Source organism: Pseudovibrio sp. JE062 (assembly GCF_000156235.1).
Classification (GTDB): domain Bacteria; phylum Pseudomonadota; class Alphaproteobacteria; order Rhizobiales; family Stappiaceae; genus Pseudovibrio.
Genome location: NZ_DS996813.1, coordinates 66,463 through 89,683, shown reverse-complemented (window position 1 = coordinate 89,683; position 23,221 = coordinate 66,463). Strand labels below are relative to the sequence as shown.

20 protein-coding genes are annotated in these 23,221 nt (G+C 52.1%); 11 read left to right on the top strand and 9 right to left on the bottom strand.

Annotated features, from left to right (window positions below):
* Positions 1-1,067: 1,067 nt before the first annotated feature.
* Positions 1,068-3,098: a methyl-accepting chemotaxis protein gene (locus PJE062_RS20960; protein WP_008551941.1), complete on the top strand. Its 2,031-nt coding sequence runs from the start codon at positions 1,068-1,070 to the stop codon at positions 3,096-3,098.
* Between the two features lie 66 nt (positions 3,099-3,164).
* Here the strand turns inward: PJE062_RS20960 and PJE062_RS20955 are convergent, their stop codons facing one another.
* Positions 3,165-3,461, bottom strand: coding sequence for a hypothetical protein (locus PJE062_RS20955; RefSeq protein ID WP_008551962.1), 297 nt, complete (start codon positions 3,459-3,461; stop codon positions 3,165-3,167).
* A 303-nt stretch (positions 3,462-3,764) separates the two neighbouring features.
* On the opposite strand from PJE062_RS20955, the gene PJE062_RS20950 reads away from it, so the two are divergent.
* Positions 3,765-5,057, top strand: a complete 1,293-nt coding sequence (locus PJE062_RS20950) for an RsmB/NOP family class I SAM-dependent RNA methyltransferase (protein WP_008551930.1) — start codon at positions 3,765-3,767, stop codon at positions 5,055-5,057.
* 82 nt (positions 5,058-5,139) lie between these two features.
* On the opposite strand, the gene PJE062_RS20945 is transcribed toward PJE062_RS20950, so the two are convergent.
* Positions 5,140-6,360, bottom strand: a complete 1,221-nt coding sequence (locus tag PJE062_RS20945; RefSeq protein ID WP_008551861.1) for a lipopolysaccharide assembly protein LapB — start codon at positions 6,358-6,360, stop codon at positions 5,140-5,142.
* A 310-nt stretch (positions 6,361-6,670) separates the two neighbouring features.
* Between PJE062_RS20945 and PJE062_RS20940 the strand changes: the two genes are divergently transcribed.
* The 3 genes from PJE062_RS20940 (at position 6,671) to PJE062_RS20930 (ending at position 9,674) form a co-directional block, all read left to right on the top strand.
* A complete protein-coding gene (locus PJE062_RS20940) occupies positions 6,671-7,165 on the top strand; it encodes a MarR family winged helix-turn-helix transcriptional regulator (RefSeq protein WP_008552061.1) in 495 nt (164 codons plus the stop codon).
* Positions 7,166-7,280: 115 nt separating this feature from the next.
* Positions 7,281-8,828 (top strand): glutamine-hydrolyzing GMP synthase, encoded by a 1,548-nt coding sequence (gene guaA / locus PJE062_RS20935; protein ID WP_008552051.1) that lies wholly within the window; start codon positions 7,281-7,283, stop codon positions 8,826-8,828.
* Positions 8,829-8,987: 159 nt separating this feature from the next.
* Complete coding sequence (locus PJE062_RS20930; protein WP_008552021.1) at positions 8,988-9,674, top strand: hypothetical protein; 687 nt, start codon at positions 8,988-8,990, stop codon at positions 9,672-9,674.
* Positions 9,675-9,682: 8 nt separating this feature from the next.
* Here the strand turns inward: PJE062_RS20930 and PJE062_RS20925 are convergent, their stop codons facing one another.
* Positions 9,683-10,024 carry a TraR/DksA family transcriptional regulator gene (locus tag PJE062_RS20925; RefSeq protein WP_083793293.1) on the bottom strand — a complete coding sequence of 114 codons (342 nt, stop codon included), beginning with the start codon at positions 10,022-10,024 and terminating at the stop codon, positions 9,683-9,685.
* Positions 10,025-10,129: 105 nt separating this feature from the next.
* Positions 10,130-10,438, bottom strand: a complete 309-nt coding sequence (locus PJE062_RS20920) for a PilZ domain-containing protein (protein ID WP_008551874.1) — start codon at positions 10,436-10,438, stop codon at positions 10,130-10,132.
* Between the two features lie 278 nt (positions 10,439-10,716).
* On the opposite strand from PJE062_RS20920, the gene PJE062_RS20915 reads away from it, so the two are divergent.
* The 6 genes from PJE062_RS20915 to PJE062_RS20890 all read left to right on the top strand — a co-directional run bounded on the left by PJE062_RS20915 (position 10,717) and on the right by PJE062_RS20890 (position 17,386).
* Positions 10,717-11,295, top strand: coding sequence for an NnrU family protein (locus PJE062_RS20915; protein WP_008551794.1), 579 nt, complete (start codon positions 10,717-10,719; stop codon positions 11,293-11,295).
* A gap of 158 nt (positions 11,296-11,453) precedes the next feature.
* On the top strand, positions 11,454-12,032 hold the full coding sequence (locus PJE062_RS20910; protein WP_008551966.1) for an NnrU family protein: 579 nt from the start codon (positions 11,454-11,456) through the stop codon (positions 12,030-12,032).
* Positions 12,033-12,259: 227 nt separating this feature from the next.
* On the top strand, positions 12,260-12,931 hold the full coding sequence (locus PJE062_RS20905) for a tetratricopeptide repeat protein (RefSeq protein ID WP_014285313.1): 672 nt from the start codon (positions 12,260-12,262) through the stop codon (positions 12,929-12,931).
* The gene (locus PJE062_RS20900; RefSeq protein ID WP_008551798.1) at positions 12,932-14,278 is read left to right on the top strand and encodes a PQQ-binding-like beta-propeller repeat protein; all 1,347 of its coding nucleotides are present in this window, start codon (positions 12,932-12,934) and stop codon (positions 14,276-14,278) included.
* Positions 14,279-14,407: 129 nt separating this feature from the next.
* Positions 14,408-15,814, top strand: a complete 1,407-nt coding sequence (gene der, locus PJE062_RS20895; RefSeq protein ID WP_008551808.1) for a ribosome biogenesis GTPase Der — start codon at positions 14,408-14,410, stop codon at positions 15,812-15,814.
* A gap of 789 nt (positions 15,815-16,603) precedes the next feature.
* Positions 16,604-17,386, top strand: a complete 783-nt coding sequence (locus tag PJE062_RS20890; RefSeq protein ID WP_008552032.1) for an inositol monophosphatase family protein — start codon at positions 16,604-16,606, stop codon at positions 17,384-17,386.
* 186 nt (positions 17,387-17,572) lie between these two features.
* On the opposite strand, the gene PJE062_RS20885 is transcribed toward PJE062_RS20890, so the two are convergent.
* The 5 genes from PJE062_RS20885 to alr form a co-directional block, all read right to left on the bottom strand.
* Positions 17,573-18,319 (bottom strand): SDR family NAD(P)-dependent oxidoreductase, encoded by a 747-nt coding sequence (locus PJE062_RS20885; RefSeq protein ID WP_008551929.1) that lies wholly within the window; start codon positions 18,317-18,319, stop codon positions 17,573-17,575.
* A gap of 5 nt (positions 18,320-18,324) precedes the next feature.
* Positions 18,325-19,818, bottom strand: coding sequence for an amidophosphoribosyltransferase (purF, locus tag PJE062_RS20880; protein WP_008552038.1), 1,494 nt, complete (start codon positions 19,816-19,818; stop codon positions 18,325-18,327).
* Positions 19,819-19,865: 47 nt separating this feature from the next.
* Positions 19,866-20,492 (bottom strand): CvpA family protein, encoded by a 627-nt coding sequence (locus tag PJE062_RS20875; protein ID WP_037037874.1) that lies wholly within the window; start codon positions 20,490-20,492, stop codon positions 19,866-19,868.
* 81 nt (positions 20,493-20,573) lie between these two features.
* Positions 20,574-21,977: a DNA repair protein RadA gene (radA, locus tag PJE062_RS20870; RefSeq protein ID WP_008551956.1), complete on the bottom strand. Its 1,404-nt coding sequence runs from the start codon at positions 21,975-21,977 to the stop codon at positions 20,574-20,576.
* Between the two features lie 32 nt (positions 21,978-22,009).
* Positions 22,010-23,161, bottom strand: a complete 1,152-nt coding sequence (gene alr / locus PJE062_RS20865) for an alanine racemase (RefSeq protein WP_008552009.1) — start codon at positions 23,159-23,161, stop codon at positions 22,010-22,012.
* Positions 23,162-23,221 lie beyond the last annotated feature (60 nt).

Genomic DNA, 23,221 nt, shown 5'->3' with positions numbered 1-23,221 from the left:
GAAGTTTGGAAGGGATTCTGTGGTGTAGCGCACGGTGCGGCCGACCTTGCAGAACTCAGAACCTGTTCCCTTGCAGCGCCAGATGTTTAGGGTTTGTGGCGAAATTCTTAAACGATCAGTGGCTTCTGCTGTTGTCAAAAGTTCGATCGGATTCATGCCGCAACACCTCTAGCTTGAAAGTTTGCGCAGGCGGCTTCCATGGCCTCTGCCCAGTCTAGTGCAGCGATCTCAGGGCTTTTAGGCTTGATTGTTGTGCGCTTGGACAAGATCGGGCCGGAGAAGCTTCGCTTTGAGAGCTGATTGAGTGTGGTGGCGGTTGTGGCACTGAAAAGCTCTGTAAGCCTTGCGATTTCTTTATCGCCAAAGTTCTCGGGCTTAGGGATGAGCGCGTTTAAGGCTTTGGGTAGAACACAAAGTCCGCCTGATGGCTGCAAAATTTCACTTTGCCCGTCTTCTAAAAAGGTTTCTCTAAAGGCGAGATGGACGGTATCGGTGGCACGTCTGTCGCCGCCGCACCGATCATGAACCCGATGTTATGGGATACTTCAGGAAAGCCTGACTAGAAACCTGCAGGTGTAGAAGGGACATAGTTCCCTTCTACCAAATAAAGTAATTTGGAAGAATGTACTTTGAAATTGGAGAGGGGATTGAGCTTGAGGAAGGGCTTGAGATCATGAGGAGGTGACAATTGATACACTTGTTTGATGTCGTTTTGCTTCAATTGGATCCATATTGATATATTAGAATAACTTTAGCCGGCAAAGTAACTTGAATCATTCAAATCGAAATCATGATTGAGTCGTAAAATATATGATCTCTGCATATAGAATAAAAATATTCAGCTATGTCGCAAATTATCTCACGCAGAGAAAATATTTTTGCATCTTTGTCGATTATTTGGAAGTTTCAATTAATTTAGAAAAAGCAATGAGTTGTATTGATAAAAGTTGAGTGCGGCAAAATGTATTACTAGGTTTTCTTTGGAAAACACTAGACTTAAGTTGCAATTAATTTTTGAGGGGTAGAGAGGTTGAGAATAAATTGAACTAATTCAATGGAAAATAACCATGTCACTGCGCCTCAGGATATTCGCTGCTGCGAATGCCGTGTTTTTGCTTGGCTTTATTGCCCTCATCACAGTTGTTTCAGTCCTTATGTCCAACTCTTCAGAAGAGGCAGGACAGGAATTACTTATTGAGAACGCACAGGTTCAAGCAGATCTGGCCAATCAAACTATCAGCGAAGCCCAAATCATCACCGCAAGTTTTGCAGATCAGCTGGAGCAGACGCTCCTCCATGCAGACTTGTCCCGTGAGCAGGTCGCCAACATTGCGCGCGATTTCTTCTCAAACAATCCGACAATTGATGGACTGACCACCTCCTTTGAGCCCAACACTATCGGCGAAGATGCCGCTCATATTGGGCAAGATTACAACAGTGAGGCAGGCCGCTTCTCTCCTTACTTCTCCCGCAAAGATGGCAAAACCGGTTGGCGGATTGCTGGTGCGGATGAGGCCGATGCGGACAGCTGGTACGGCCTTCCCCTCAGACTAGGGCGTGATGTGGTAACGCCGCCATATAGCTTTGAATCTCAGGGCGATACCGTCATGGCAGTTTCCATGTCCTCGCCTGTGTTTAATGCAAATGGCAAGGCAATCGGCGTTGTCACTGGCGATGTGTTCCTCAACGGCCTTATTGCGAGCCTTGAGGCGTCCAGAAAGTTCAAGAGCGGTTTTGTCGGCCTCGTAAGTGATGATGGCAAGTGGGTCGCACATTCCAACACCGAGCTAAAAGGTGAGGAGATCCCAGCAGACATTGCACAGCTTATTGTTGATGCAGGTACGCAGCCGACCGTGATTGAGCTGGGCGACAAGGAGATTGCAACTTATCCGTTGACACTGCGTGGCACTGAGCAGGTCTGGTCTGCAATCGTGACCGTCGATAAAGCAGAGCTCCTGTCGGCTGCAAACACCACCCGCACCAACGCCATCATTACGGCGCTCATCTGCCTGGCACTGGGTGTGGTTGTTCTGTGGTTTGTCGGGTCTTCTATCGCAAAGCCGGTTGTTGGCATCACAGCGCGTATGAACTCCCTGACAAAAGGGAACGTAGACGAGCCAGTCGCCTTCACAGATCGCAAAGACGAAATCGGTCAGATGGCGAAAGCGCTGGAAGTGTTTGTTGGCAATGCTGTTGAGCGCCTGAAGCTGCAAAGTGAATCTGAGCAAGAGCAGGAAGCTCGTGCACTGCGTCAAAAGCACATTGATGAGCTCATCACAGACTTTGACGACACCATTCAGGAAAGTCTGACCACTGTGGCAGATAACTCCACCGAGATGGAAATCTCGGCAAAAGCACTGACAGGTATTGCTGAGCATGCAACTGAGCAGTCAACAACCGCTGCTGCGTCTTCTGAAGAGGCTTCCACCAATGTGCAGACAGTTGCGTCTGCAGCTGAGGAACTGGCTGCGTCTATTGATGAAATCAGCCGTCAGATCGGACAGACACAGAAGGTTGTCTCTGACGCCACATCTACAGCGCAGATAACCAACGACAAGGTCTCCAGTCTCGACAGCGCTGCTCAGCGGATTGGTGAAGTGGTGACCCTCATTCAGGCAATTGCAGAGCAGACCAACCTTTTGGCTCTCAACGCAACAATCGAAGCGGCGCGTGCTGGGGAGGCGGGTAAGGGCTTTGCTGTGGTTGCTGCTGAAGTGAAGGAGCTGGCCAATCAAACCTCCAAAGCAACCGAAGAGATCTCCAGCCAAATCATTGGCATCCAAAACTCTTCTCAGGAAGCTGTTGGGGCGATCAGTGCCATCACCAGAACCATGGCTGATGTGAATGATATCACGGCAACCATTGCAGCAGCAGTAGAGCAGCAAGGCGCTGCGACAACTGAGATTAGTGAGAATGTGCAACAAGCAGCAGTTGGTACGCAGAATGTTGCTGAGAGCATGGCAGGCGTGTCATCAGCTGCCTCTGAAACCAGCGCTACTGCAAGTCAGGTCTTGTCATCCTCACAGATCCTCAACAAGCAGGCAGACATTTTGAAAGACAACATCGCAAGCTTCCTGCGCAACGTAAAAAGCGCGTAACTGCGACCAAACACAAAAAGAAAGATGGCTCACACCGGTCTCGGGTGAGCCATTTTTGTATTCAGCTTATCGATGAATGCGAAGAGTGAAGAAGCTGAGAATACTCAAGTATGTCAGCAGGCAAACAACTGAATAATACCAAGTCGTGGAGACTGCAAAGACCAGTTCCAACAGCGCAAGACTGCCTAAAGAAAGAACGGCTGAAAGTAGTGCGTCAGTCGTGAAGGCGCCAGCTGCGAACATGTAATGGTTTTGCTTTGCACTAACCGGGGAGTTGGACGCAATTGAAGCGCCAATAAGATCTGCCTTCAAAAGAAACAGAATGGCATTGCCCAGCAGAAAGATGGAGACCTGATAAAACATAGAACGCAACACGGGTTGTTTACAGGATTGCGATGAGTTGCGAGACAGCATCTATGTTTTTAGTAAAATGCGCTATGCGTCACGAGGTAGCGGATGAACCCCATAAATATCTGTATTTTTACTGTTATCTGCTAAATCCCGCATATGTGAGCGATGCAACACCCAAGAAATTGTTGAATGAGTTGATGTGAGCTTTGCCTCACAGATGCTATGCACTATTGAAATGCCTTGAGTATTGGCATACACGCTGCAAAGCCAAACGAATAAATCGTAAAATAGAATTCACGGAATTAGGGATCATTCATGCGCGACGGTGGACGAATTGCGGCTGCAATTGAAGTGCTGACAGAAATTAATGACCGCCGCCGTCCTGTGCAGGAAGCTCTGAAGGATTGGGGCAACAAGCACAGGTTCGCAGGATCCGGTGACCGGGTGGCCATCGGCAATCTGGTTTTTGACGCGCTGCGCCACAAACTCTCCCACGCACAGGCGATGGGATCTGAGAGTGCGCGCGCTCTTGTGCTCGCAACTTATATTTGGGGCTGGGGCAATCAGGTCGAGAAGCTGGAGCAGGTGATGGAAGAAGACCGTCACGCGCCAGAACCTCTGTCCGATGCAGAACGCACCGCGCTGATTGAAAACAAGCAGGTCGGCGACAACGATCAGATTTCCGCAAACATCCCGGAATGGCTCTGGCCACACTTTCAGGAAAACTTCGGTGACGATGCATTGGCTGTTGGTCGCTCTCTTTCTGAGCGCGCACCAATCGATATGCGCGTCAACACGGTGAAGAGTTCGCAGGATAAAGTTCTCAAACGCTTGTCACACCTGCATCCCGAAGCAAGTGGTCTCTCACCAGTTGGTGTTCGTTTGGAGCCTGTAGTGGGGCCGCGTAAGTCACCGCACGTTCAGGCAGAAGAAAGTTTCCGAAAAGGCTGGTTTGAGCTGCAGGATGAAGCATCTCAGATTGCCTCCATCCTTTCTGGTGCCCAGCCCGGTGAGCAGGTTTTGGATCTTTGCGCAGGCGGAGGTGGTAAGAGCCTCGCCCTTGCTGCGCAGATGCAGAACAAAGGGCAGATCTACGCCTATGATGCCCACAAAACCCGCCTGGCACCACTCTATGACCGCATGGCCCGTGCCGGTGTAAGAAACATCCAGACAATTGATCCGCAGACCGGCTCTCTGGACATCTGTGATGGCAAAATGGACCGCGTGTTCGTTGATGCGCCGTGTTCAGGTACAGGCGTATGGCGTCGCCGTCCGGATACAAAGTGGCGCGTAACTGAAAATGCGCTGAATGGTCGTATTGAAGATCAGGCGCAGGTGCTGGAAACCGCGACCCGTTTCGTACGCTCTGGCGGCAAGCTGATCTATGCAACATGCTCACTTGTACCAGCAGAAAACCAGCTTCAGGTTCAAGCGTTCCTGGAAAAGCATACAGACTTCAAGCTTGTCGATTTGGCGCCAGTCTGGGAAGAGCACTTTGGCGAAGTTTCCTCTCGTCGTCCGCTGTTCAAGGATGGTGGTATGATCACGCTGACACCGCATCACACAGGAACGGATGGCTTCTTCATCGCAATGATGGAACGAGACTAAAAGCAAGCCGGCCAACGCCTATCAAAAATGAAAGCCTGTCGCGGTACATCTGCGGCAGGCTTTTTTGCTGAATGAAAAGTGATTAGTTTGAAGTTTTCTCTTCGAGCTCTTCAGAAAGCTCAGGCTTTTCGTCAGTCTCGTCAGCTTGCTCCACATTTGCTGCTTCGCTGCTTTCTTCCTGAAGTGCTTCCGTCTCGTCTTGCTCTACGTTCTCTGTTCCGTCAGGCTCTTCTGCCTCCGCAATCTCAGTCGCACGCTTTTCTTCACGAACAGGCCGCTCATAGCCTTGCTCAGCAAGATACTCGATTTCTTTGATGGCTGCGATTGTGGCTTCCATAAACTCATGACCTCTTGCGTGAGAGGTGAGAACATCACGCGCAGCATCGCTTGCACCTGCCGCCGCAAGTGCCGCGCCAAGCGCATTGGCAACCTGCTTATTGCCGGGAGCAAGGCGCCAGGCTGCAGCAGCATGATAGACGCCAGCATACACCAATCCCATCTTCCGCTTACCGATGCTCAGGTGCACAAGAGCCGCCGCATTGTCTGGCTCGCACGCATGAGCCAGCTCAAAGCTTTCAACGGCGCTGGCAGTGCTGTCTTCCAGCAAATAAGCATGGCCCATCGCGACAAGCACTTCCACGTTGCGCGGTTGCAGATCATGTGCCTCATTGAGGCGGGCAAGAGCCTCTTCGCTCTTTTTGCGGATAATCAGCACTTTCGACAGACCAAGAAGCGCTGGAACATAATGCGGATCAAATCTGAGGGCTGCACGATAGTTCAGGATCGCTGCTTCTGCGTTCGTCTCAGCGCTTAAAGCATCGCCAAGCAATGAAAGGGCAGCAGCGCTGTTTGGTATTTGCTGAACAAGGCGTCTGGCGTAGGGCTCAGCTTCTGCATGCACATGCATCTTGATCAGAATAGTCGACAGCCCATAAAGCGCATTGCGATTTTCTGGCTCGGCTTCTACGACAGCGTCAAATGCCTCTTTAGCTTGCTCTAGATAGCCAAGCAAAAGCAGTGCGTTGCCCATATTGGCGCGCGCTGGCAGATGCTCAGGCTTCATGAACAGAACTTTGCGCAAATGAGCAACGGACTCTCGAAGGTCTCCATTGCGCAGCATAATTGTTGCCATCTTGAAGAGAAGTTCCACATCATCCGGGTAGCGACCCACGAGATCCTGATAAACAGGGATCACTTCATCAAAGCGTTCGTCCTGTTCCAGATAGGAAATCGCATCCAGTGCAGCGTAGATTTTCTCTTGCCGGGTATCGGCTTCCGGCGTTCCACGCAGTGTCTCTGTCATCTTTTACGGACCCCCTTGTTGGGCAGTGCCGTCCGTAGATCCAACCGGATGGATCTGCTGACAGGCAATTCTGCGAATCAAATTCGTATCTATGCAGTAGGAAGCCTAAGCGCTTGGCAAATCAGCGTCAAAGGTGGAACGAGTGGATCGGGAAGGAAGGCGTGGATAGATGATCTTGAACGCATCAAAACCACAATCAGGGGCTAGTGCCTGGGAAAAATCACCAATATTCAAGTCAGCTTAACCATTTTCCGTTTTTCTTATCGGTCAATGGAGTGAAGCAAAGCATTTGACGCAGGGCAAAAGGGTTATGGCCGAGAAGTACCGTGCCAACATAATGACACAGGCAAGTCTGTTTGAAGACGAACATAACGTCGAGCTGCTGAACTATTTGCCGCTTCGCATCATTGCGACAGGCCGCTTCATTGAGCGGCGCTTGTCCGAACACTTGCAGAAAAATTACGGACTGTCTCTTCCTTCCTGGCTGGTCCTGAGCGCCTCTGAACGTTTGGGAGCAGTCTCAGTAAGAGAACTCGGTCCGGTCATTGGTCTGGATACGGTTGCCGTTTCCCGTGCTGTAAAACGCCTTTCAGAAGCCAACCTCATCAAGAAGCGGGAACATCCAAGAGATCGGCGCCTGGTTCGCCTCAGCCTGACAGAAGAGGGGCGTGTTGTTCTTCGTTCTTTGGAGGCGCAGTTGGAGCAGCTCGAAAAGAACCTGCTGCCACAGCTTGATGTTCAGGAGCGCATCAGACTGGGTCAAATGATGAGCAGCATCGAAGAGCACGAGCAGTCCATTTTGTAGCTTGGCGCGGCTTTGTTCAAAGCTCACAGAAAAACACCTAGCGCTCTTAGCGTAACTCCAAAATTTCCTCGGAATAGACCTTCCCAAATCAATGCGTACAGAGTAGAAGCTGCGCATGACTGACCGCATCCTCATTATTGATTTCGGATCTCAGGTCACTCAGCTCATTGCGCGCCGTGTGCGCGAGTCTGGTGTGTATTCTGAGATCGTTCCGTTCCAGTCTGCAGAAGCTGCTTTTAAGGAAATGAATCCAAAGGCGGTGATCCTGTCAGGTGGTCCGGCATCCACGACTGAAATGGGGAGCCCGCGTGCACCCCAGATCGTATTCGAGGCTGGAATTCCTGTCCTCGGAATTTGTTATGGTCAGCAGACCATGTGCGCCCAATTGGGCGGCGAAGTTGCCACATCCGACCATAAAGAGTTTGGCCGGGCGTTTGTTTCCGTCGAAAAGTCTTCTGCACTGTTTGAAGGCTGCTGGGAACAGGGCTCCAAGCATCAGGTTTGGATGAGCCATGGCGACCGTGTTGTTTCCCTTCCAGAAGGTTTTGAAGTGATCGGCACTTCAGAAGGCGCGCCGTTTGCAGCCATTGCAGACGAGAAACGCCACTTCTACGCCGTTCAGTTCCACCCGGAAGTGGTGCATACGCCAGATGGGGCGAAGCTCATTGAGAACTTCACCCACAAAATCGCAGGTTGTTCAGGCGACTGGACCATGGCGGAGTACCGCCAGCAGGCCATTCAGGCGATCCGTGATCAGGTTGGCGACAAGAAAGTCATCTGCGGCCTTTCCGGCGGCGTAGACAGCTCTGTTGCTGCAGTACTGATCCACGAAGCCATTGGCGATCAGCTCACCTGTATCTATGTAGACCACGGCTTGATGCGCATGGGTGAAACGGAACAAGTTTTGTCCATGTTCCGCGATCACTACAACATCCCGCTGGTTCACGTAGACGCTTCTGATCTGTTCATCGGCCAGCTGGAAGGTGAAAGCGATCCGGAAGTCAAGCGCAAAACCATCGGAAAGCTCTTCATCGAAGTCTTCGAAGAAGAAGCGAAAAAGCTTGGTGGTGCAGACTTCCTCGCGCAGGGTACGCTGTATCCTGATGTGATCGAGAGTGTCTCCTTCACCGGCGGTCCATCCGTAACCATCAAGTCTCACCACAATGTTGGTGGCTTACCAGAGCGGATGAACATGCAGCTGGTTGAACCTCTCCGTGAGCTGTTCAAAGACGAAGTTCGTGATCTCGGTCGCGAACTGGGCCTTCCGGACAGCTTCATTGGGCGACACCCATTCCCAGGCCCAGGTCTGGCAATCCGTTGCCCAGGTGGTATCACCCGCGAGAAGCTAGATATTCTCCGTCAGGCAGATGCCATTTATCTCGATGAAATCCGCAAGGCAGGTCTTTATGACGCCATCTGGCAAGCATTCGCAGTTCTCCTGCCGGTGCAGACAGTTGGCGTCATGGGCGATGGCCGTACCTACGAGTTCGTCTGTGCCCTGCGTGCAGTGACCTCCGTGGACGGAATGACAGCTGACTTCTATCACTACGATATGGAGTTCCTTGGCCGGGCAGCGACCCGCATCATCAACGAAGTCCGCGGCATCAACCGCGTCGTTTACGATGTGACCTCCAAGCCTCCAGGAACCATCGAGTGGGAATAAAATTATCAAAAACCGGGGAAGGGAACTTCTCCGGTTTTTTTGTTTGAGCAGCAGACAGAGCATCGGACCGACTTCAAACACTAAAATAGTATGGTTTGTGTCTCTCTCTGTTCAGTAGGATGATCGGCGCAGGAAATGCGACTAAGAGGCGCTGCTGCGATGACGACATCGATTTTGCGTATGTTTAAGAAGAAAAAGCCGTCCAAAACAGAAACTCCAAAGGACGAGCTGGATTTTTATCTGCATCGCTACGATTCATACGAAACCTACAAAGAAACACAAATTTTCTACAACAAGAAGAAACTTCAAAAGATTTGGGCGGATAAGGCAACGCTTGATCGAGTGAAGAACATTGTTCGACAAAATTTCCAACATGATCAGTTCAAAGGAATCTGCCACGGCTCGAGAAACGGCTTTGAGCAGAACTATCTTGTTGAGGACAAAGCATTTGATGTCTTCGGGACGGACATCTCTCCCACAGCCAACCAGTTTAACCGTTCAGTAGAATGGGATTTTCACGATGACAAAGAGGAATGGCGAAATACTTTTGATTTCATCTACTCAAACTCGTTGGATCAAGGGTGGAACCCAAGGCAAGCACTAACGACTTGGCTCAACCAAATACATGGCGACGGCCTTGTGATTATAGAGCACACAGACGCTCATGGTCCTTCAGAAGCAGGAGCTAAAGACCCATTTGGGGTGAAGCCGAATGTCATGCCCTATGTATTTGCAGATTGGTTTGGCCATCAGGTCAGTACGTCGTTTGAGATCGCAAAGAAAGACAACATGGACATGCAGGCTTGGTTGTTTGTCCTGAAACGTAATGTTGCTGTAGTTGTCTAGAGACACATCTACCCAAACAACTTCGCACAGCTCACGCAATAAAGGGCTGCCGGATCAACACGCAGACGAGCTTCGGGGATGTCTTCGCCGCATTCTAGGCAGAAACCGTACTCTTCCTCTTTGATCCGTTGAAGCGCGCCGTCGATGCGCTGGAGTTCGCGGGCGCGTTGGCGGTCATTGGCTTGTGCCATGGCTTGGCGCTGCATGGCGTCCATGCGGGAGAGGCGGCCAACGGACTGTTGATCGAGCGTAACGGTTGCGCGATCACCCTCAGAGATCTCAGTCAACTCTGTGAGTTCAGCTTTGCGTGCCAGAAGTAAATCCCGGGCTTCATTGAGAGTAAGTGTCATCAGATCATCTCCCACCCAACACTCTGGGGTCAGTATGAACGGGAAACGAGAAGCTGTGCAAGCAAAACAAAAACGCCCATCAATGTGGGCGTTTAAGAAGGTACTCTAGAATTTCATCAGGCTGGAAACGGTTTCCTTTTCACCAATGAACTCGACACCCAAAGTGTCAGCCGTTCTCCAGCGAACTTCAGCCTTCACGCGTTGGCGCAAATGCACCAGATGGAGCATAAACTCATCTGGAATATCGATTGTTGTTTCCATCTTCAGTCGGGCGCCAAAATCGGATAAATCGCGAATAATGCAATCGAAAACCATGGACTGGCTTGCGAAGACGATCCGTCCTTCCTTCAGCGTACGCCGACGGCGCACTCGGCGACGTTCTGTGATCTCTGTTGCACTGTCACTCTCGGACATAGAACTTTCCAGGCGCTGTTTCTGTTTGAGAATCCTTAGATATTGCGCAAATATAGGAGTCAAACAGTCAAGTTATGATATATGCAGATAAACCACTCACCCTGATTTAGCGAGAAAACAAGGATGACCTCAAGGGTTCCTTGAAAAAGAATTGGGTAAATGTAGAAAACACCTTACGCAGGGACGATCAGGCTTATTGATATTTCACGGCGTTTGGTCACAGTGCACAAGCTCAGCTAAGGGCTTTAACGTAAAATACAAAACTAAAGGGTCACTCGATGACGCTGTTACTTGTCGGGCTTTTCATCTTTTTGGGAATTCACTTTGTCCCATCGTTTCCGGGCTTTCGTGATTCCGTCGTCCAGCGCATTGGACTAAATCCATATCGCGCAGTCTATTCGCTGATCGTGCTGACTGGCCTGTTCTGTATGATCTACGGCTTCGTTCTGGCGCGGGAAGAAGACCTGTTCCCGCTGTACGTGACACCGTTCTGGTTGCGCCACCTGGCTATGACACTGCTGCTGCCGGTCTTTATTCTGGTCTTCGCGAAGTTTATCCGTGGAAATATCGCCAAGTGGACCAAAGACCCTGTCATTCTGGCCGTCAAGATCTGGGCGATCTCACATCTGCTGGTGAATGGTGAGCCGTACTCCGTTGCTCTCTTTGGTGGTTTCCTTGTCTGGGCGATCTGGGCACGCATTTCTTTGAAGAAGTTCGACCGCAAGAACACCGAGGCCGAACAGTTCCCGCATGCCATTCGCAATGACATCATCAGCGTTGTCCTTGGCTTCCTGCTCTATGGCCTGTTCGTTTGGAAGCTACACGAGTTGTTGATCGGTATGGCAATCCTGACCTAAACGGATTCTGAAACTAAATTTTTGAAACCGCTCGCATGAACAAACCATGCGGGCGGTTTTCTTTTTGGGTTGACGCTTTCGCGATGCGGAAGATTGCTTTGCAAATGAGATATCCGTGAAATACCTTGTTCTCAATTGATCTTGGGAGAGAGCAAGACATGACATTATTGATTTCAGGACTTACCGCATTTTTCGCGGTGCATTTGATCCCGTCCTTTACTGGCCTGCGGGAAAGTTTGGTTCAGCGGCTTACATTCAACGGATACAGAGGCATTTACACGCTTGTCGCGTTGGGCGGGTTAGTTGCCGTTGTCTACGGTTTTGGCGCAGCATGGCATGGCGATTACACGCCGTGGTATGTACCGCCGGACTGGGGGCGTCATGTCACCATGCTACTGATGCTGCCGGTTTTTCCGCTGTTCTTTGCATCCCAGCTGAAAGGGAACATCACCCGTGTCACCAAACATCCGCTCATCAACGCAACCAAACTCTGGGCTGTTGCGCATCTGTTTGCCAATGGTGAACCTTACTCTGTGGTGTTGTTTGGTTCATTCCTGATCTGGGCGATCATCGTCAGGATTACTATTGCCAAACGTGAACGGGTTACTCCACCGAACCGAGACTATCCGAATGCAATGAAGAACGATGTGATCTCTGTAGGTCTTGGCCTGATTTTCTACGGCCTGTTCGTGTGGAAACTACATGCAATTTTGATTGGCGTGCCGATCATAACTTGACCTTTTGCATGCGTTAAGGTTTCAAGACAGACACCAAAGTGGTTCCCTCCGGCATTTACTCTTGTAAATGTTGGCAGGGAAAACTCTTTTCTTGCCCTAATAAAGCCACTAATCGGTTGAAAGAGGTAGAGAAAGAGGTTTGCCTGCGGCTCTCTTAGTTTTAATGTGACGCCGCCCATTGGGATACCACAAACCTAAGAATCGTTGCTGCAGGAACATTTGAAGTTATGTCCGACATTTTTCGCGAAGTCGATGAAGAAGTAAGAAGCGACCAGTTTTCAAAGCTTTGGAAGCGCTTTGCTCCGGTTGTATACCTGACAGCAGGTCTTATCGTTGTAGGTACCGCAGGTTACCGCGGCTATGAGTACTGGCAGACCAAACAGTCTCAGGCAGCAGGTACAGAATTCCTGGAAGCGGTTAAGCTTTCTGATGCAGGCAACTACGCAGAAGCACAGGCTGCTTTTGTCTCCATGGAAGGCGCTATCGGCGGCTATCCAATGATGGCTAAGATGCGTGTTGGCACCGAGCTGGCGCTGGAAGGAAAGTCCGACGAAGCGATCAAGGCTTTTGAGGCCGTCGCGGCAGACAGCTCAACTCCAACCATCTACAAAGGTCTCGCAAATATCCGCGCAGCTTACTTGCTGCTGGACAGCGGTGACCTTGCAGCTGTGAAGAAGCACACTGAGGTTCTTGCTGTTGCTGGCAACACCTGGCGCTTCTCCGCTTTGGAAATTCTCGGTGCTGCCGAGTATAAAGCAGGCAATCTGGAAGCGGCACGCACCCGCTTCAGCGAAGTTGTAAATGATGCAGCCGCCCCATCTGACATTTCCGGGCGCGCACAGATTTATCTTGAACTGATCACCTCTGCATTGGGCAAAGACGAAAAGGGGACTGAATAAGTGAGCGAGACCAAAAGAAAGTCTTGGAAGGCTTTGATTGGAACCGGCGCGCTTGCGCTGACGCTGGCTGGTTGTTCTTCTCTTTCCAGTCTTAATCCATTCGGCGGCGATGACGAGTTCCTTGAAGGCGATCGTCAGCCTCTGTATCAGGGCGCTCTCAAACCGGCAGCGACCGGTGGCGATGCCACGATCGGAGCGGCAACCGGTGGCTCTACATGGCCAACAGCTGCTGGCCCGAAGAGCAATGACCCAGGCAATATTGCAGTCAATGTAGGCGGCGGCGTTGCATGGTCCTCCAGCATCGGTCAGGTTCGCTCCCCAGGCTTCTTCGGCATTGGCTCCAGCAACCCGCGCACTGCAGCGCGTCCGGTTTCTGATGGTCAGCGCATCTACGTTTACAAGTCCGATGGCAATCTTGTTGCTCTGACAACAGGTGGTGCCAAGGTCTTCATAAAGAACCTGGGTCTGGAAGGCGAAAACGAAGTCGCAGCAGGCGGCGGCGTTGTGCTTGATGGCGGCAAGATCTTTGTCGCAACCGCATACCGCAATGTTTATGCTCTCGATAAGGGCGGCAACATCCTCTGGACCAAGACGCTGGAAACCCCGGTTCGCGGTGCTCCAGCAGCGTCTAATGGCAAAGTCGTTGTTGTAACCCAGGACAATGAAGTGATCGGCCTCAACCAGTCAGATGGTGAGCAGGCATGGTCCTTCGCCGGTATCGCAGAGCAGGCAGGCCTGCTTTCCTCTGCAAATCCGGCAGTTTCAGGCAACACTGTTGTTGTGCCGTTCTCCTCAGGTGAGGTTATGGCGCTTGACATTAACAGCGGTGAGCCTAAATGGATCGATACCGTTGCACGGTCCTTCCGTACACGCGCACTTTCTGGCCTGACTGATGTTTCAGCAAGCCCGGTTATTGATGGCAACAAGGTTATCGCAACCTCCGTTGCAGGTCGTACACTCGGCATCTCGCTGAAAGACGGTGAGCGTTTGTGGGAGTCTGATTTCGGTGCCGTACACACGCCGGTTGTTTCCGGTGGTACTGTGTTCCTGATCGGCTTGGATGACAAATTGCATGCAATCTCAAGCAAGACCGGCAACCTTATCTGGAGTGCCAAGTTGCCAACTGGCGAAAGTGACGCCAAGAATGTCAACTGGGCAGGTCCAATTCTGGCCAATGGCCAGCTGATCGCCATGTCCAGCAATGGTTACCTTGCATCTGTGAATGCAAAGACCGGCCAGGCATCCGCATCGCGGAAAGTGACCAGTGGCGTATTTGTATCACCAATTGTTGCTGGTGGACGTATGGTCGTCCTCACCAGTGACGGAGCGGTTGCAGCGCTGAATTAAAACGTGCCTTCGCAACTGTGGCGTTACGCCCGGTTTTCGGATATGGGTACGATTAAGAACAAAAGCTTGGAGCATGGTGTCAGATAACGCCATGCTCCAAGTGCTGTAGACCAGACGAGGAGTATTCGCGTGACTGCGACAGTCGCCATTATTGGCAGACCTAATGTTGGCAAGTCGACGCTCTTCAATCGCCTTGTGGGCAAGCGCCTCGCGCTTGTCGATGATACCCCAGGTGTGACCCGTGACCGTCGGTCCGGTGATGCGCGCTTGGGCGATCTGCGATTCAGGATCGTTGATACTGCCGGCTTGGAAGAAGCAGAGGCATCTAGCCTCGAAGGGCGTATGCGCGCTCAAACAGAAGAAGCAATCCGGGAAGCGGATGCATGCTTGTTCCTTATTGATGCACGCGCAGGCTTGATGCCGCTCGATGAACATTTTGCAAACCTGCTGCGCCGCAATAGCACCCCTGTGATCCTTTGTGCCAACAAGGCAGAAGGCAAGGCCGGTGATGTTGGGCTCTATGACGCGTTCACACTCGGCTTTGGCGATCCGATCGCGCTGTCGGCTGAACACGGTGAAGGTCTCTCTGAGCTCTATGACATGCTGCGTCCAATCGTGGATGAAGCTGACGAGCTGGAAGCTTCTCAGGAGTTTACCGAAGCGCGCACAGACGTTGACGTAGAAGACGAAGAGATCGACGAGCCAGTCGGTACGCGTGAGCGTCCGCTGCGCATGGCGATTGTTGGTCGTCCAAATGCAGGTAAATCCACTCTCATCAATCAGATGCTGGGTGAAGAGCGCCTGCTGACCGGCCCTGAGGCTGGCATCACCCGCGACAGTATCTCTGTCGAGTGGGAATGGCAGGACCATCACGTCAAAGTCTTCGACACGGCAGGTATCCGTAAAAAAGCACGCGTTCAGGAGAAGCTTGAAAAGCTCTCCGTTGCAGATGCTCTGCGCGCTGTGAAGTTTGCGGAAGTTGTTGTTGTCACACTTGATGCGACCATCTCCTTTGAAAAACAGGATCTGCAGATCATTGATCTGTGTGCCCGCGAAGGCCGCGCGATCGTAATCGCGGTCAACAAGTGGGATCTGATCGAAGATCGTGAAGATGCCTGGGGCCACATCAAGGATTCTCAGGAACGTTATCTGAACCAGCTGCGCGGTGTTGAGATTGTCACCATGTCCGGTATCAACGGGCAGGGCCTTGATAAGCTTATGCAGGCCGTGTTCCGCGCCTATGAGATGTGGAACAAGCGCATTGGCACCTCCAGCCTCAACCGCTGGCTGGAAGGCGTTCTGATCCACCATCCGCCGCCAGCGGTGTCTGGTCGCCGTGTTCGTCTGCGTTTCATGACGCAGCCTAAAACACGTCCACCGCATTTCGTGGTGTTCAGCTCCAAGCCGGACAATCTGCCGGAGAGCTACACCCGCTACCTTGTGAACGGTATTCGCGAGCGCTTTGATATCAAAGGCACGCCAGTTCGTCTGTCTTACAGAAAAGGCGAAAACCCGTACCACAAGAAGAGAAACTGATTTCAGTTTCCCATCAGTTTGAAAGGGCAGCACCGCGCTGCCCTTTTTTATTTGCCTAAATCGTAGAGAGCCGGAAACTGTGACGGGGCAGGCCACTAGAGATTTTGCAGGCTCAGTTTTACTCACAAACAATCTCTTTCTCATTTAGGAGAAGGAAACACCAAAAGCACCGTATGGCTTTCCATGCAGTGTTGAAGTCAGAAACCCCGATGACCGGGATGAGCAAGGCGAACAGGCAATGCCTGCGCATTTAGTAGGTAGTAATTTCTTCGGCATCAGCTACTCGCCTTGCCCGGGCGTTTTTGCAGGAGGCTAAGGCCAGGGTCCAGAAGACACTTTGAAGACCCAAGGCCGTTGGAAAGCCTCAAGCCTCAAGCCTCAAGTCTCAGTGCTGGTGCCCTCTGGTCTGGCCGGACATCCGCTATCCCTCAACACTGTTGGTGAAAGGGGAACCTCCACGGACCTGCTGCGAAATACGTTACCTTCCGCAGTAGCCCCGCCCAGTTCACACCAGTCTGAGGGACGTTCCCCCAAACCACTCGTTTGCATGAACATGAAACCTAGTATGAGACGGCTTTCGGGGAGGGGGATAAGTTTTGCACCACCATCACATGCTATGATCGTCTCTCGCACAAGCAAAGCGCTCTGTAGAAACAATAGCCCCACCTGTCACCCACTTGAAATTTTCTCTAGAAATATCAGCGAGTGCCGCTAAGAAGTTGCAATTCGTCCTGAATCTGCTTTTAATCGCGCTCGTTTCCAGCACTCCGTACTTTAAATAGGAATCTCATGTCACAAGACCGTTTTACGTTTGCCAACGCACTGGTTAAGCGCGCTGGCGCTTTTGCGCACGAATACTATACGCGTTTGGAAACTCTCAACATCGAGAGCAAAGGTCATCAGGACATGGTTTCTGAGGCTGATCGCGATACTGAAATACTGGTTAGAAATGCAATTGCTAAAAGCTTTCCAGATGACACCATTGTGGGGGAAGAGGGCGATCCAAAGCAGGGCACCTCTGAATACACATGGATCATTGACCCAATCGATGGCACTGCAAACTTTGTCTCCAGCATCCCGCAGTGGTGCGTGGTCATCGCATGCGTGAAGAACGGCGAGAAGTACATTGGTGTAACCTACGACCCATGTGCAGACGAACTGTTTGCTGCTGAAAAGGGCAAAGGCGCAACATTGAATGGTGAGCCAATCAGCGTGTCCAAAAGCGCATCCCTGTCCAACGGTTCTCTTGGCCTTGGCTTCAGCGCACGTGGCCGCAATCAGGCTGTAAAAGACACCGTGAACACACTGCTTGATGAAGGTGGCATTTTCTTCCGCAATGGATCTGGTGGTCTGATGCTGGCCTATGCCGCTTCTGGTCGTCTCATCGGTTACATCGAAGAGCACATGAACTCATGGGACTGCATGGCTGGACTGCTGCTCGTGGAAGAAGCGGGCGGCATCTGTCAGGAGATCAACGTTCAGGATGCTGTCATGAACGGCTGTAAGGTCGTGACAGCAGGTCCGGACGTGTTCAATCAGGTCAAGGCCCTCACAGACAAATGCTTCATCTGATAGGCGTTTAGAGCGCGTTCCGTTTGATTGGATTCAATCAAACGACAAGAATTCGCTCAAAGTAAAGATGTTCGAGCGTGAGGCGTGAATGTGAATGAGCGCAACATGCTCTAAAGCTCATATCAAGACGCAATAAAAAAGCCCCGGCAATGACCGGGGCTTTTCGTTTCCTGAAACAGGAATGGATTAGCTTGTCAGCTGCACAAAGTCGCGCAGTTCCTTGCTAGGGAAATCATAGAGGCGACCGTTCTCTTCGTTTTCTGGCAGGCAGAAACGAACGATGTCCTCTGAGATCTCAGAAGGATGCGGCAGCGTCTTTGGATCTTCGCCCGGCATAGCCTTCGCACGCATACCAGTGCGCATTGGGCCTGGGTTGATCAGCATGGACTTCACGTTGGTCTTGCGTGTCTCGTTCACATACGTGCGTACAAGAGCCTCCAGAGCCGCTTTAGACATGGAGTATGGTCCCCAATAGGCACGGCACTTGTGTGGCGCTCCTGAGGTCAGGAAGACCGTACGGCCCGCATCAGACTGACGCAGAAGCGGATCGAGAGAGCGGATCAGACGCCAGTTGGCAGTCACGTTGATCTGCATAACCTCATCGAACTTCTTTGGAGCCACGTGACCCAGCGGAGACGTTGGGCCAAGAATACCTGCGTTGCCGACCAGAATGTCGAGCTTTTTCCAGCGTTCAAAGATCGCAGCGCCCAGACGGTCAATCGCATCAAAGTCTGTCAGGTCAAGCGGAACAAGGGTAGCAGAGCTGCCCAACTGCTGGATTTCATCATCCAGTTCTTCAAGGCCACCAACGGTGCGGGCAACAGCAATAATGTGCGCACCTTCTTCAGCAAGCTTTTTTGCAGCAAAATAGCCAATGCCACGGGATGCACCCGTGACAACAGCAACACGACCTTCAAGTCTTTTCGAACTCATTGAACTTAACCAGTTTCTACAAGGCGAGGAGCCTGACGTGTGTCTACATCGTCAGACAGATCTGTAAGCGGGGTTGGATAGTCCCCGGTAAAGCAGTGATCAGTGAACTGCGGGTTCTCGTTGTCGCGGCCATTTTCATGGCCCATCGCACGGTAGACGCCATCAATGCTCAGGAAGGCCAGAGTGTCTGCGCCGATGTAGTTGCGCATACCTTCCAGATCATATTTGGCAGCCAGCAGTTTTTCACGCACTGGCGTATCGATACCGTAGTAATCGGAGAACTTGATTGGAGGTGAGGCCAGACGGAAGTGAACTTCCTTCGCGCCAGCATCTCTGATCATCTGCACGATTTTCAGGCTGGTTGTTCCGCGCACAAGGCTGTCATCCACCAGTACCACGCGCTTGCCTTCAATCTGCGCTCTGTTGGCAGAGTGCTTCAGCTTCACACCAAGCGTACGGATTTGCTGTGTCGGCTCAATAAAGGTACGGCCAACATAGTGGTTGCGGATAATGCCCAGCTCAAACGGAACACCGCTCTCAGCAGCAAAGCCAAGCGCAGCCGGAACACCGGAATCAGGCACCGGAACAATCACGTCCGCTTCAACAGCGCTTTCCTGTGCCAGCACACGGCCAAAACGCTTGCGAACGTCATAAACGGAATGACCATTCAGAACACTGTCTGGACGGGAGAAGTAGATGTACTCAAAGATGTCCGGACGGGCAGGGCGCTTGCCAAACGGGAAGTAGCTCTCGATACCACCCGGAGTACAAACAACAACCTCACCGTTCTCAACTTCACGAATGAACTTCGCGCCAATGATGTCCAGCGCGCAAGTTTCACTCGCAAAGATCGGAGCACCGTTCAGATCACCCAGAACCAGAGGACGAATGCCATAAGGATCACGCGCGCCAATCAGCTTTTTGCGGGTCAGCGCCACCAGAGAGTAAGCACCTTCCATCTGGCTGATCGCCTCGATGAAGCGGTCCACGATCTTCTTCTCGCGCGAACGGGCAACCAGCTGCAGAACCACCTCACTGTCAGACGTGGACTGACAGATCGCACCATCCCTGATCAGCTGACGGCGCAAAGTCAGCGCGTTAGTGAAGTTGCCGTTGTGACAGATCGCAATTCCACCACCGTCAAGCTCAGCAAACAATGGCTGAACGTTCCGCAGCGCTGCTTCACCAGTGGTGGAGTAGCGTACGTGACCGATCGCGTAAGGACCCTTCAGATTGTCAATGGTCTCTTGCTGGGTGAAATGATCTCCCACAAGGCCCATATGGCGTTCTGAGCGGAACTGATCGCCATCAAATGTCACAATGCCCGCTGCTTCCTGTCCGCGGTGCTGAAGCGCATGAAGCCCCAGAGCGGTCAGTGCTGCTGCATCGTCATGTCCAAGAATGCCAAAAACACCGCATTCTTCGTGCAGGGTATCGCCGTCAAAATCTGCTCTCAACTCTCTCAAGTCGGCAGAATTGTTTGATACACCACTGCTCATGGCATCACTCCTTGGTTCTTCCTTAGGCCAATTCTCAAAATATCAGCTTAGTTCCGGCCATCGCCAGAGGCCGTCAGCTGGTCCAGTCCGCGCCGCTCACTTGGGGAGTAGCGGGCTTCTTCATCACTGGACGCTCCGTTCGTAGAGCCGGTTGAACCGCCCTGTTTACGGATCTGATCCATAATAGCACGCTCAGGATCTTCCGGCAGCGCCGCCACAAGGCTCTGGCCGCTGGTCACCAGCAGGTGACGGGATTTTGCATCCATGATCCAGTTTGGCTGGCGTGGTTCTGGTACAAACCAGTTAAAGAACAGCAGCGCAACAACAACAAGCAGGAAGCCGCGGGCAGCGCCAAATACAAAACCGAGTGTACGGTCGAGCGCGCCAATCCGGCTGTCCAGCACGAAGTCTGAAATGCGCATGGTGATGTAGCTCACCACAATCAATGTCACGAGGAAAACAGCACCTGCTGCGATCGCAGTTGCAAGTGTGTCATTGGCGACGTGTTGCAGCACAAATGGTTTCAGACTTCCGTAGAATAAATAGGCGGCGACTGCTGCTGCGACCCAGGATGCTATGGAGAGCACCTCACGAACGAACCCGCGAATCATCGCAAGAACGCCAGAGATCAGCATGATAACCAGTAGAATTCCGTCTAAGAGTGTGATCGGCATCTGTCGACACATGTCCCTTGTTTGACTGGCAGGCAAACCAACAAAAATGCCTGCCGGTTAAAATCAGCCTAGGTTAAACCCTTAAGCGTTTTCCATTTTCTGCGCACTGGCGGCAATATTTGCTACCAGATCTCCAAGCTCCTCAAGTCCTTTGACATGACCGAGAGCGTTGGAGCCTTCCTTCATATTCCCGTCAGGGATTACCGCCTGACCAAATCCAAGCTTCTGCGCCTCCTTCAATCGGGAAGCAGCCTGGGCCACTGGTCGAACTGCACCAGACAGACTGATTTCGCCGAAATAGACGCATTCGAGGGGAAGAGCAACCCCACTAAGCGATGAGATTAAAGCTGCCGCAACGGCGAGGTCAGCTCCTGGCTCATTAATTCTTAGGCCACCAGCAACGTTCAGATAAACGTCATGCTGAGCGAACTTAACACCGCAGCGCGCTTCAAGCACGGCCAAAATCATGGAGAGGCGCGCGCTGTCCCACCCGATCACCGCCCGGCGCGGTGTGCCAAGCGGCGAAGGGGCCACAAGCGCTTGCATTTCCACCAGCAATGGCCGCGTACCTTCTATACCGGCAAACACGGCTGAACCTGGAGCAGTTGCGCTACGTTCACTCAGGAACATAGCACTGGGATTCTTTACTTCCCGTAGCCCCATATCCGACATCTCAAAGACGCCGATTTCATCCGTAGGACCAAAGCGGTTCTTCACCGCACGCAAAATGCGGTACTGGTGAGCATTATCGCCCTCAAAGTAGAGCACCGCATCAACCATATGCTCCACCACGCGCGGACCGGCAATCTGACCATCCTTGGTCACATGGCCGACAATCACAACGGTAGTCCCGGTCTTCTTGGCAAAGCGCACAAGCGCCTGAGCAGAAGCGCGAACCTGTGTCACTGTTCCCGGAGGAGAATCGGCCATCTCGGTCCAGAGGGTTTGGATACTGTCGATGATCACAAGGTGAGGGCGCTCGTCCCCCTTCTTGTCTTCCAGTGTTGTCAGAATATCTTCAACGCTGGTCTCTGCTGCCAGCTGAACCGGCGCATCGCGAAGTCCGAGCCGTTCAGCACGTAGCCGCACCTGATCCACCGCTTCCTCGCCAGAGATGTAAACGATGTTGTGTCCCTGAAACGCCAGATGCGCACTGGCTTGAGTGAGAAGGGTGGATTTACCGATTCCAGGATCACCGCCAACCAGCAGTGCAGAGCCCTTAACGAAGCCGCCACCGGTCACGCGATCCAGCTCGGCCACACCGGTGATGATACGGGGAGCTTCTTTGGTCTCTCCAGACAATCCAACCAGCGGCACGACCCGGCCTTTAGCTCTTGAAGCCGTTTTAGGGCCAGCACCAATGCCACCGGCCTGCTGTTCTTCCTGAATTGTGTTCCATTCGCCGCAAGATTCGCAGCGGCCTGCCCATTTTAGTGTGGTTGCCCCACAGGACTGACAGACAAATGAAAGGGAGCGTTTCGCCATATCGAATTCAGGTTCCTGCCAGTGTTCTCTCGCTAGCGTTTATAGTGGCGTGTATAGCGTGCTCCAAGGCTACACAGCAATTCATATGGGATGGTTTGCGCAAATTCTGCCAGTTCATCCACGTTTACATGCGCCCCCATAATCTCAACAGGGGCACCGCGTGACAGATGCTCCTCAGGGATGTCCGTCACATCAACTGCAATCATGTCCATGGAGACGCGGCCAAAGATTGGCGCAAAGTGCCCACCAATGTAAACCCGCGCACCATTGGGCTGGTCATCAGAGCTTCCAACCAGCCGGTGCAGACCATCCGCATATCCGGCATTTATGGTTGCAATTCGGCTTTTTCGCGGTGTTACGCGGGAAGCCCCATAACCCACAGGATCACCATGTGGAACCTCGCGCAAACTGATGATCTCTGCCTGCACATGCGCCACCGGAAGCATCGGGTTGGTCTCGTCTGGTACCGGATTACCTCCATAAAGCGCAATGCCTGGGCGAACCATGTCGAAATGATAATCATCACCTAGGAAGATACCGGCTGAGTTGCTCAAAGACTTTCGCGCCTCAGGGAACAGTTCGCACACGCGCTGGAAACGATTGAGCTGCTTCTCATTGAGCCCATGATCCGGCGTATCCGCACAGGCCAGATGGCTCATGACCAGATCAATCCGGATGCTTTTTAGAAGATGAGCCGACTCACCAATCTGTAGGGCGTCACCGATGGACATGCCCAGCCGGTGCATCCCGGTGTCAAAGTGAAGCGCAGCTGGCAACTCCTCTTGCAGGCTTTGTGCAAAAGAGGACCATTCAGCAACTTCTTCAAGGCTGTTGAGCACGGGCTTTAGATCAAAATCGTAATAGAACTTTTCGCGATGACGGAACAAACCGTTGAGCACGTAGATTTCGGCGTGCGGCAGTTCTTTGCGCAGCTCAATACCTTCTTCCGGAAGAGCAACGAAAAAGACGCGGGCACCGGCGTGATAAAGTGTTTTGCCAACTTCCGCTGCACCTGTTCCGTAGCCATTGGCTTTCAGAACCACTGCGCAGGTACAACCGTCTCCAACCTTGCCGTTCAAATAGCACCAGTTGGAGCGTAGAGCAGTAAGGTCAATGGTTAGTTTTGCAGCGCCGCCAGCAGAAACTGCAGGGCGGTCAGATGTAGGAGCGGCAGAATGTGTCACGCGAATGCCTTCAGATTCTTTGAATGCCCAGTAACCTACAAAAAATCAGAGCAATAAAAA

Bases quoted from the DNA above. Each gene is read 5' to 3' on its own strand.
- radA (WP_008551956.1), bottom strand. From the start codon at position 21,977: ATGGCGAAACGCTCCCTTTCATTTGTCTGTCAGTCCTGTGGGGCAACC.
- PJE062_RS20890 (WP_008552032.1), top strand. From the start codon at position 16,604: ATGTCACAAGACCGTTTTACGTTTGCCAACGCACTGGTTAAGCGCGCT.
- PJE062_RS20920 (WP_008551874.1), bottom strand. From the start codon at position 10,438: ATGTCCGAGAGTGACAGTGCAACAGAGATCACAGAACGTCGCCGAGTG.
- PJE062_RS20905 (WP_014285313.1), top strand. From the start codon at position 12,260: ATGTCCGACATTTTTCGCGAAGTCGATGAAGAAGTAAGAAGCGACCAG.
- PJE062_RS20950 (WP_008551930.1), top strand. From the start codon at position 3,765: ATGCGCGACGGTGGACGAATTGCGGCTGCAATTGAAGTGCTGACAGAA.
- PJE062_RS20960 (WP_008551941.1), top strand. From the start codon at position 1,068: ATGTCACTGCGCCTCAGGATATTCGCTGCTGCGAATGCCGTGTTTTTG.
- PJE062_RS20955 (WP_008551962.1), bottom strand. From the start codon at position 3,461: ATGTTTTATCAGGTCTCCATCTTTCTGCTGGGCAATGCCATTCTGTTT.
- PJE062_RS20930 (WP_008552021.1), top strand. From the start codon at position 8,988: ATGACGACATCGATTTTGCGTATGTTTAAGAAGAAAAAGCCGTCCAAA.
- PJE062_RS20915 (WP_008551794.1), top strand. From the start codon at position 10,717: ATGACGCTGTTACTTGTCGGGCTTTTCATCTTTTTGGGAATTCACTTT.
- guaA (WP_008552051.1), top strand. From the start codon at position 7,281: ATGACTGACCGCATCCTCATTATTGATTTCGGATCTCAGGTCACTCAG.
- PJE062_RS20945 (WP_008551861.1), bottom strand. From the start codon at position 6,360: ATGACAGAGACACTGCGTGGAACGCCGGAAGCCGATACCCGGCAAGAG.
- purF (WP_008552038.1), bottom strand. From the start codon at position 19,818: ATGAGCAGTGGTGTATCAAACAATTCTGCCGACTTGAGAGAGTTGAGA.
- PJE062_RS20925 (WP_083793293.1), bottom strand. From the start codon at position 10,024: ATGACACTTACTCTCAATGAAGCCCGGGATTTACTTCTGGCACGCAAA.
- PJE062_RS20885 (WP_008551929.1), bottom strand. From the start codon at position 18,319: ATGAGTTCGAAAAGACTTGAAGGTCGTGTTGCTGTTGTCACGGGTGCA.
- PJE062_RS20910 (WP_008551966.1), top strand. From the start codon at position 11,454: ATGACATTATTGATTTCAGGACTTACCGCATTTTTCGCGGTGCATTTG.
- PJE062_RS20940 (WP_008552061.1), top strand. From the start codon at position 6,671: ATGGCCGAGAAGTACCGTGCCAACATAATGACACAGGCAAGTCTGTTT.
- PJE062_RS20875 (WP_037037874.1), bottom strand. From the start codon at position 20,492: ATGCCGATCACACTCTTAGACGGAATTCTACTGGTTATCATGCTGATC.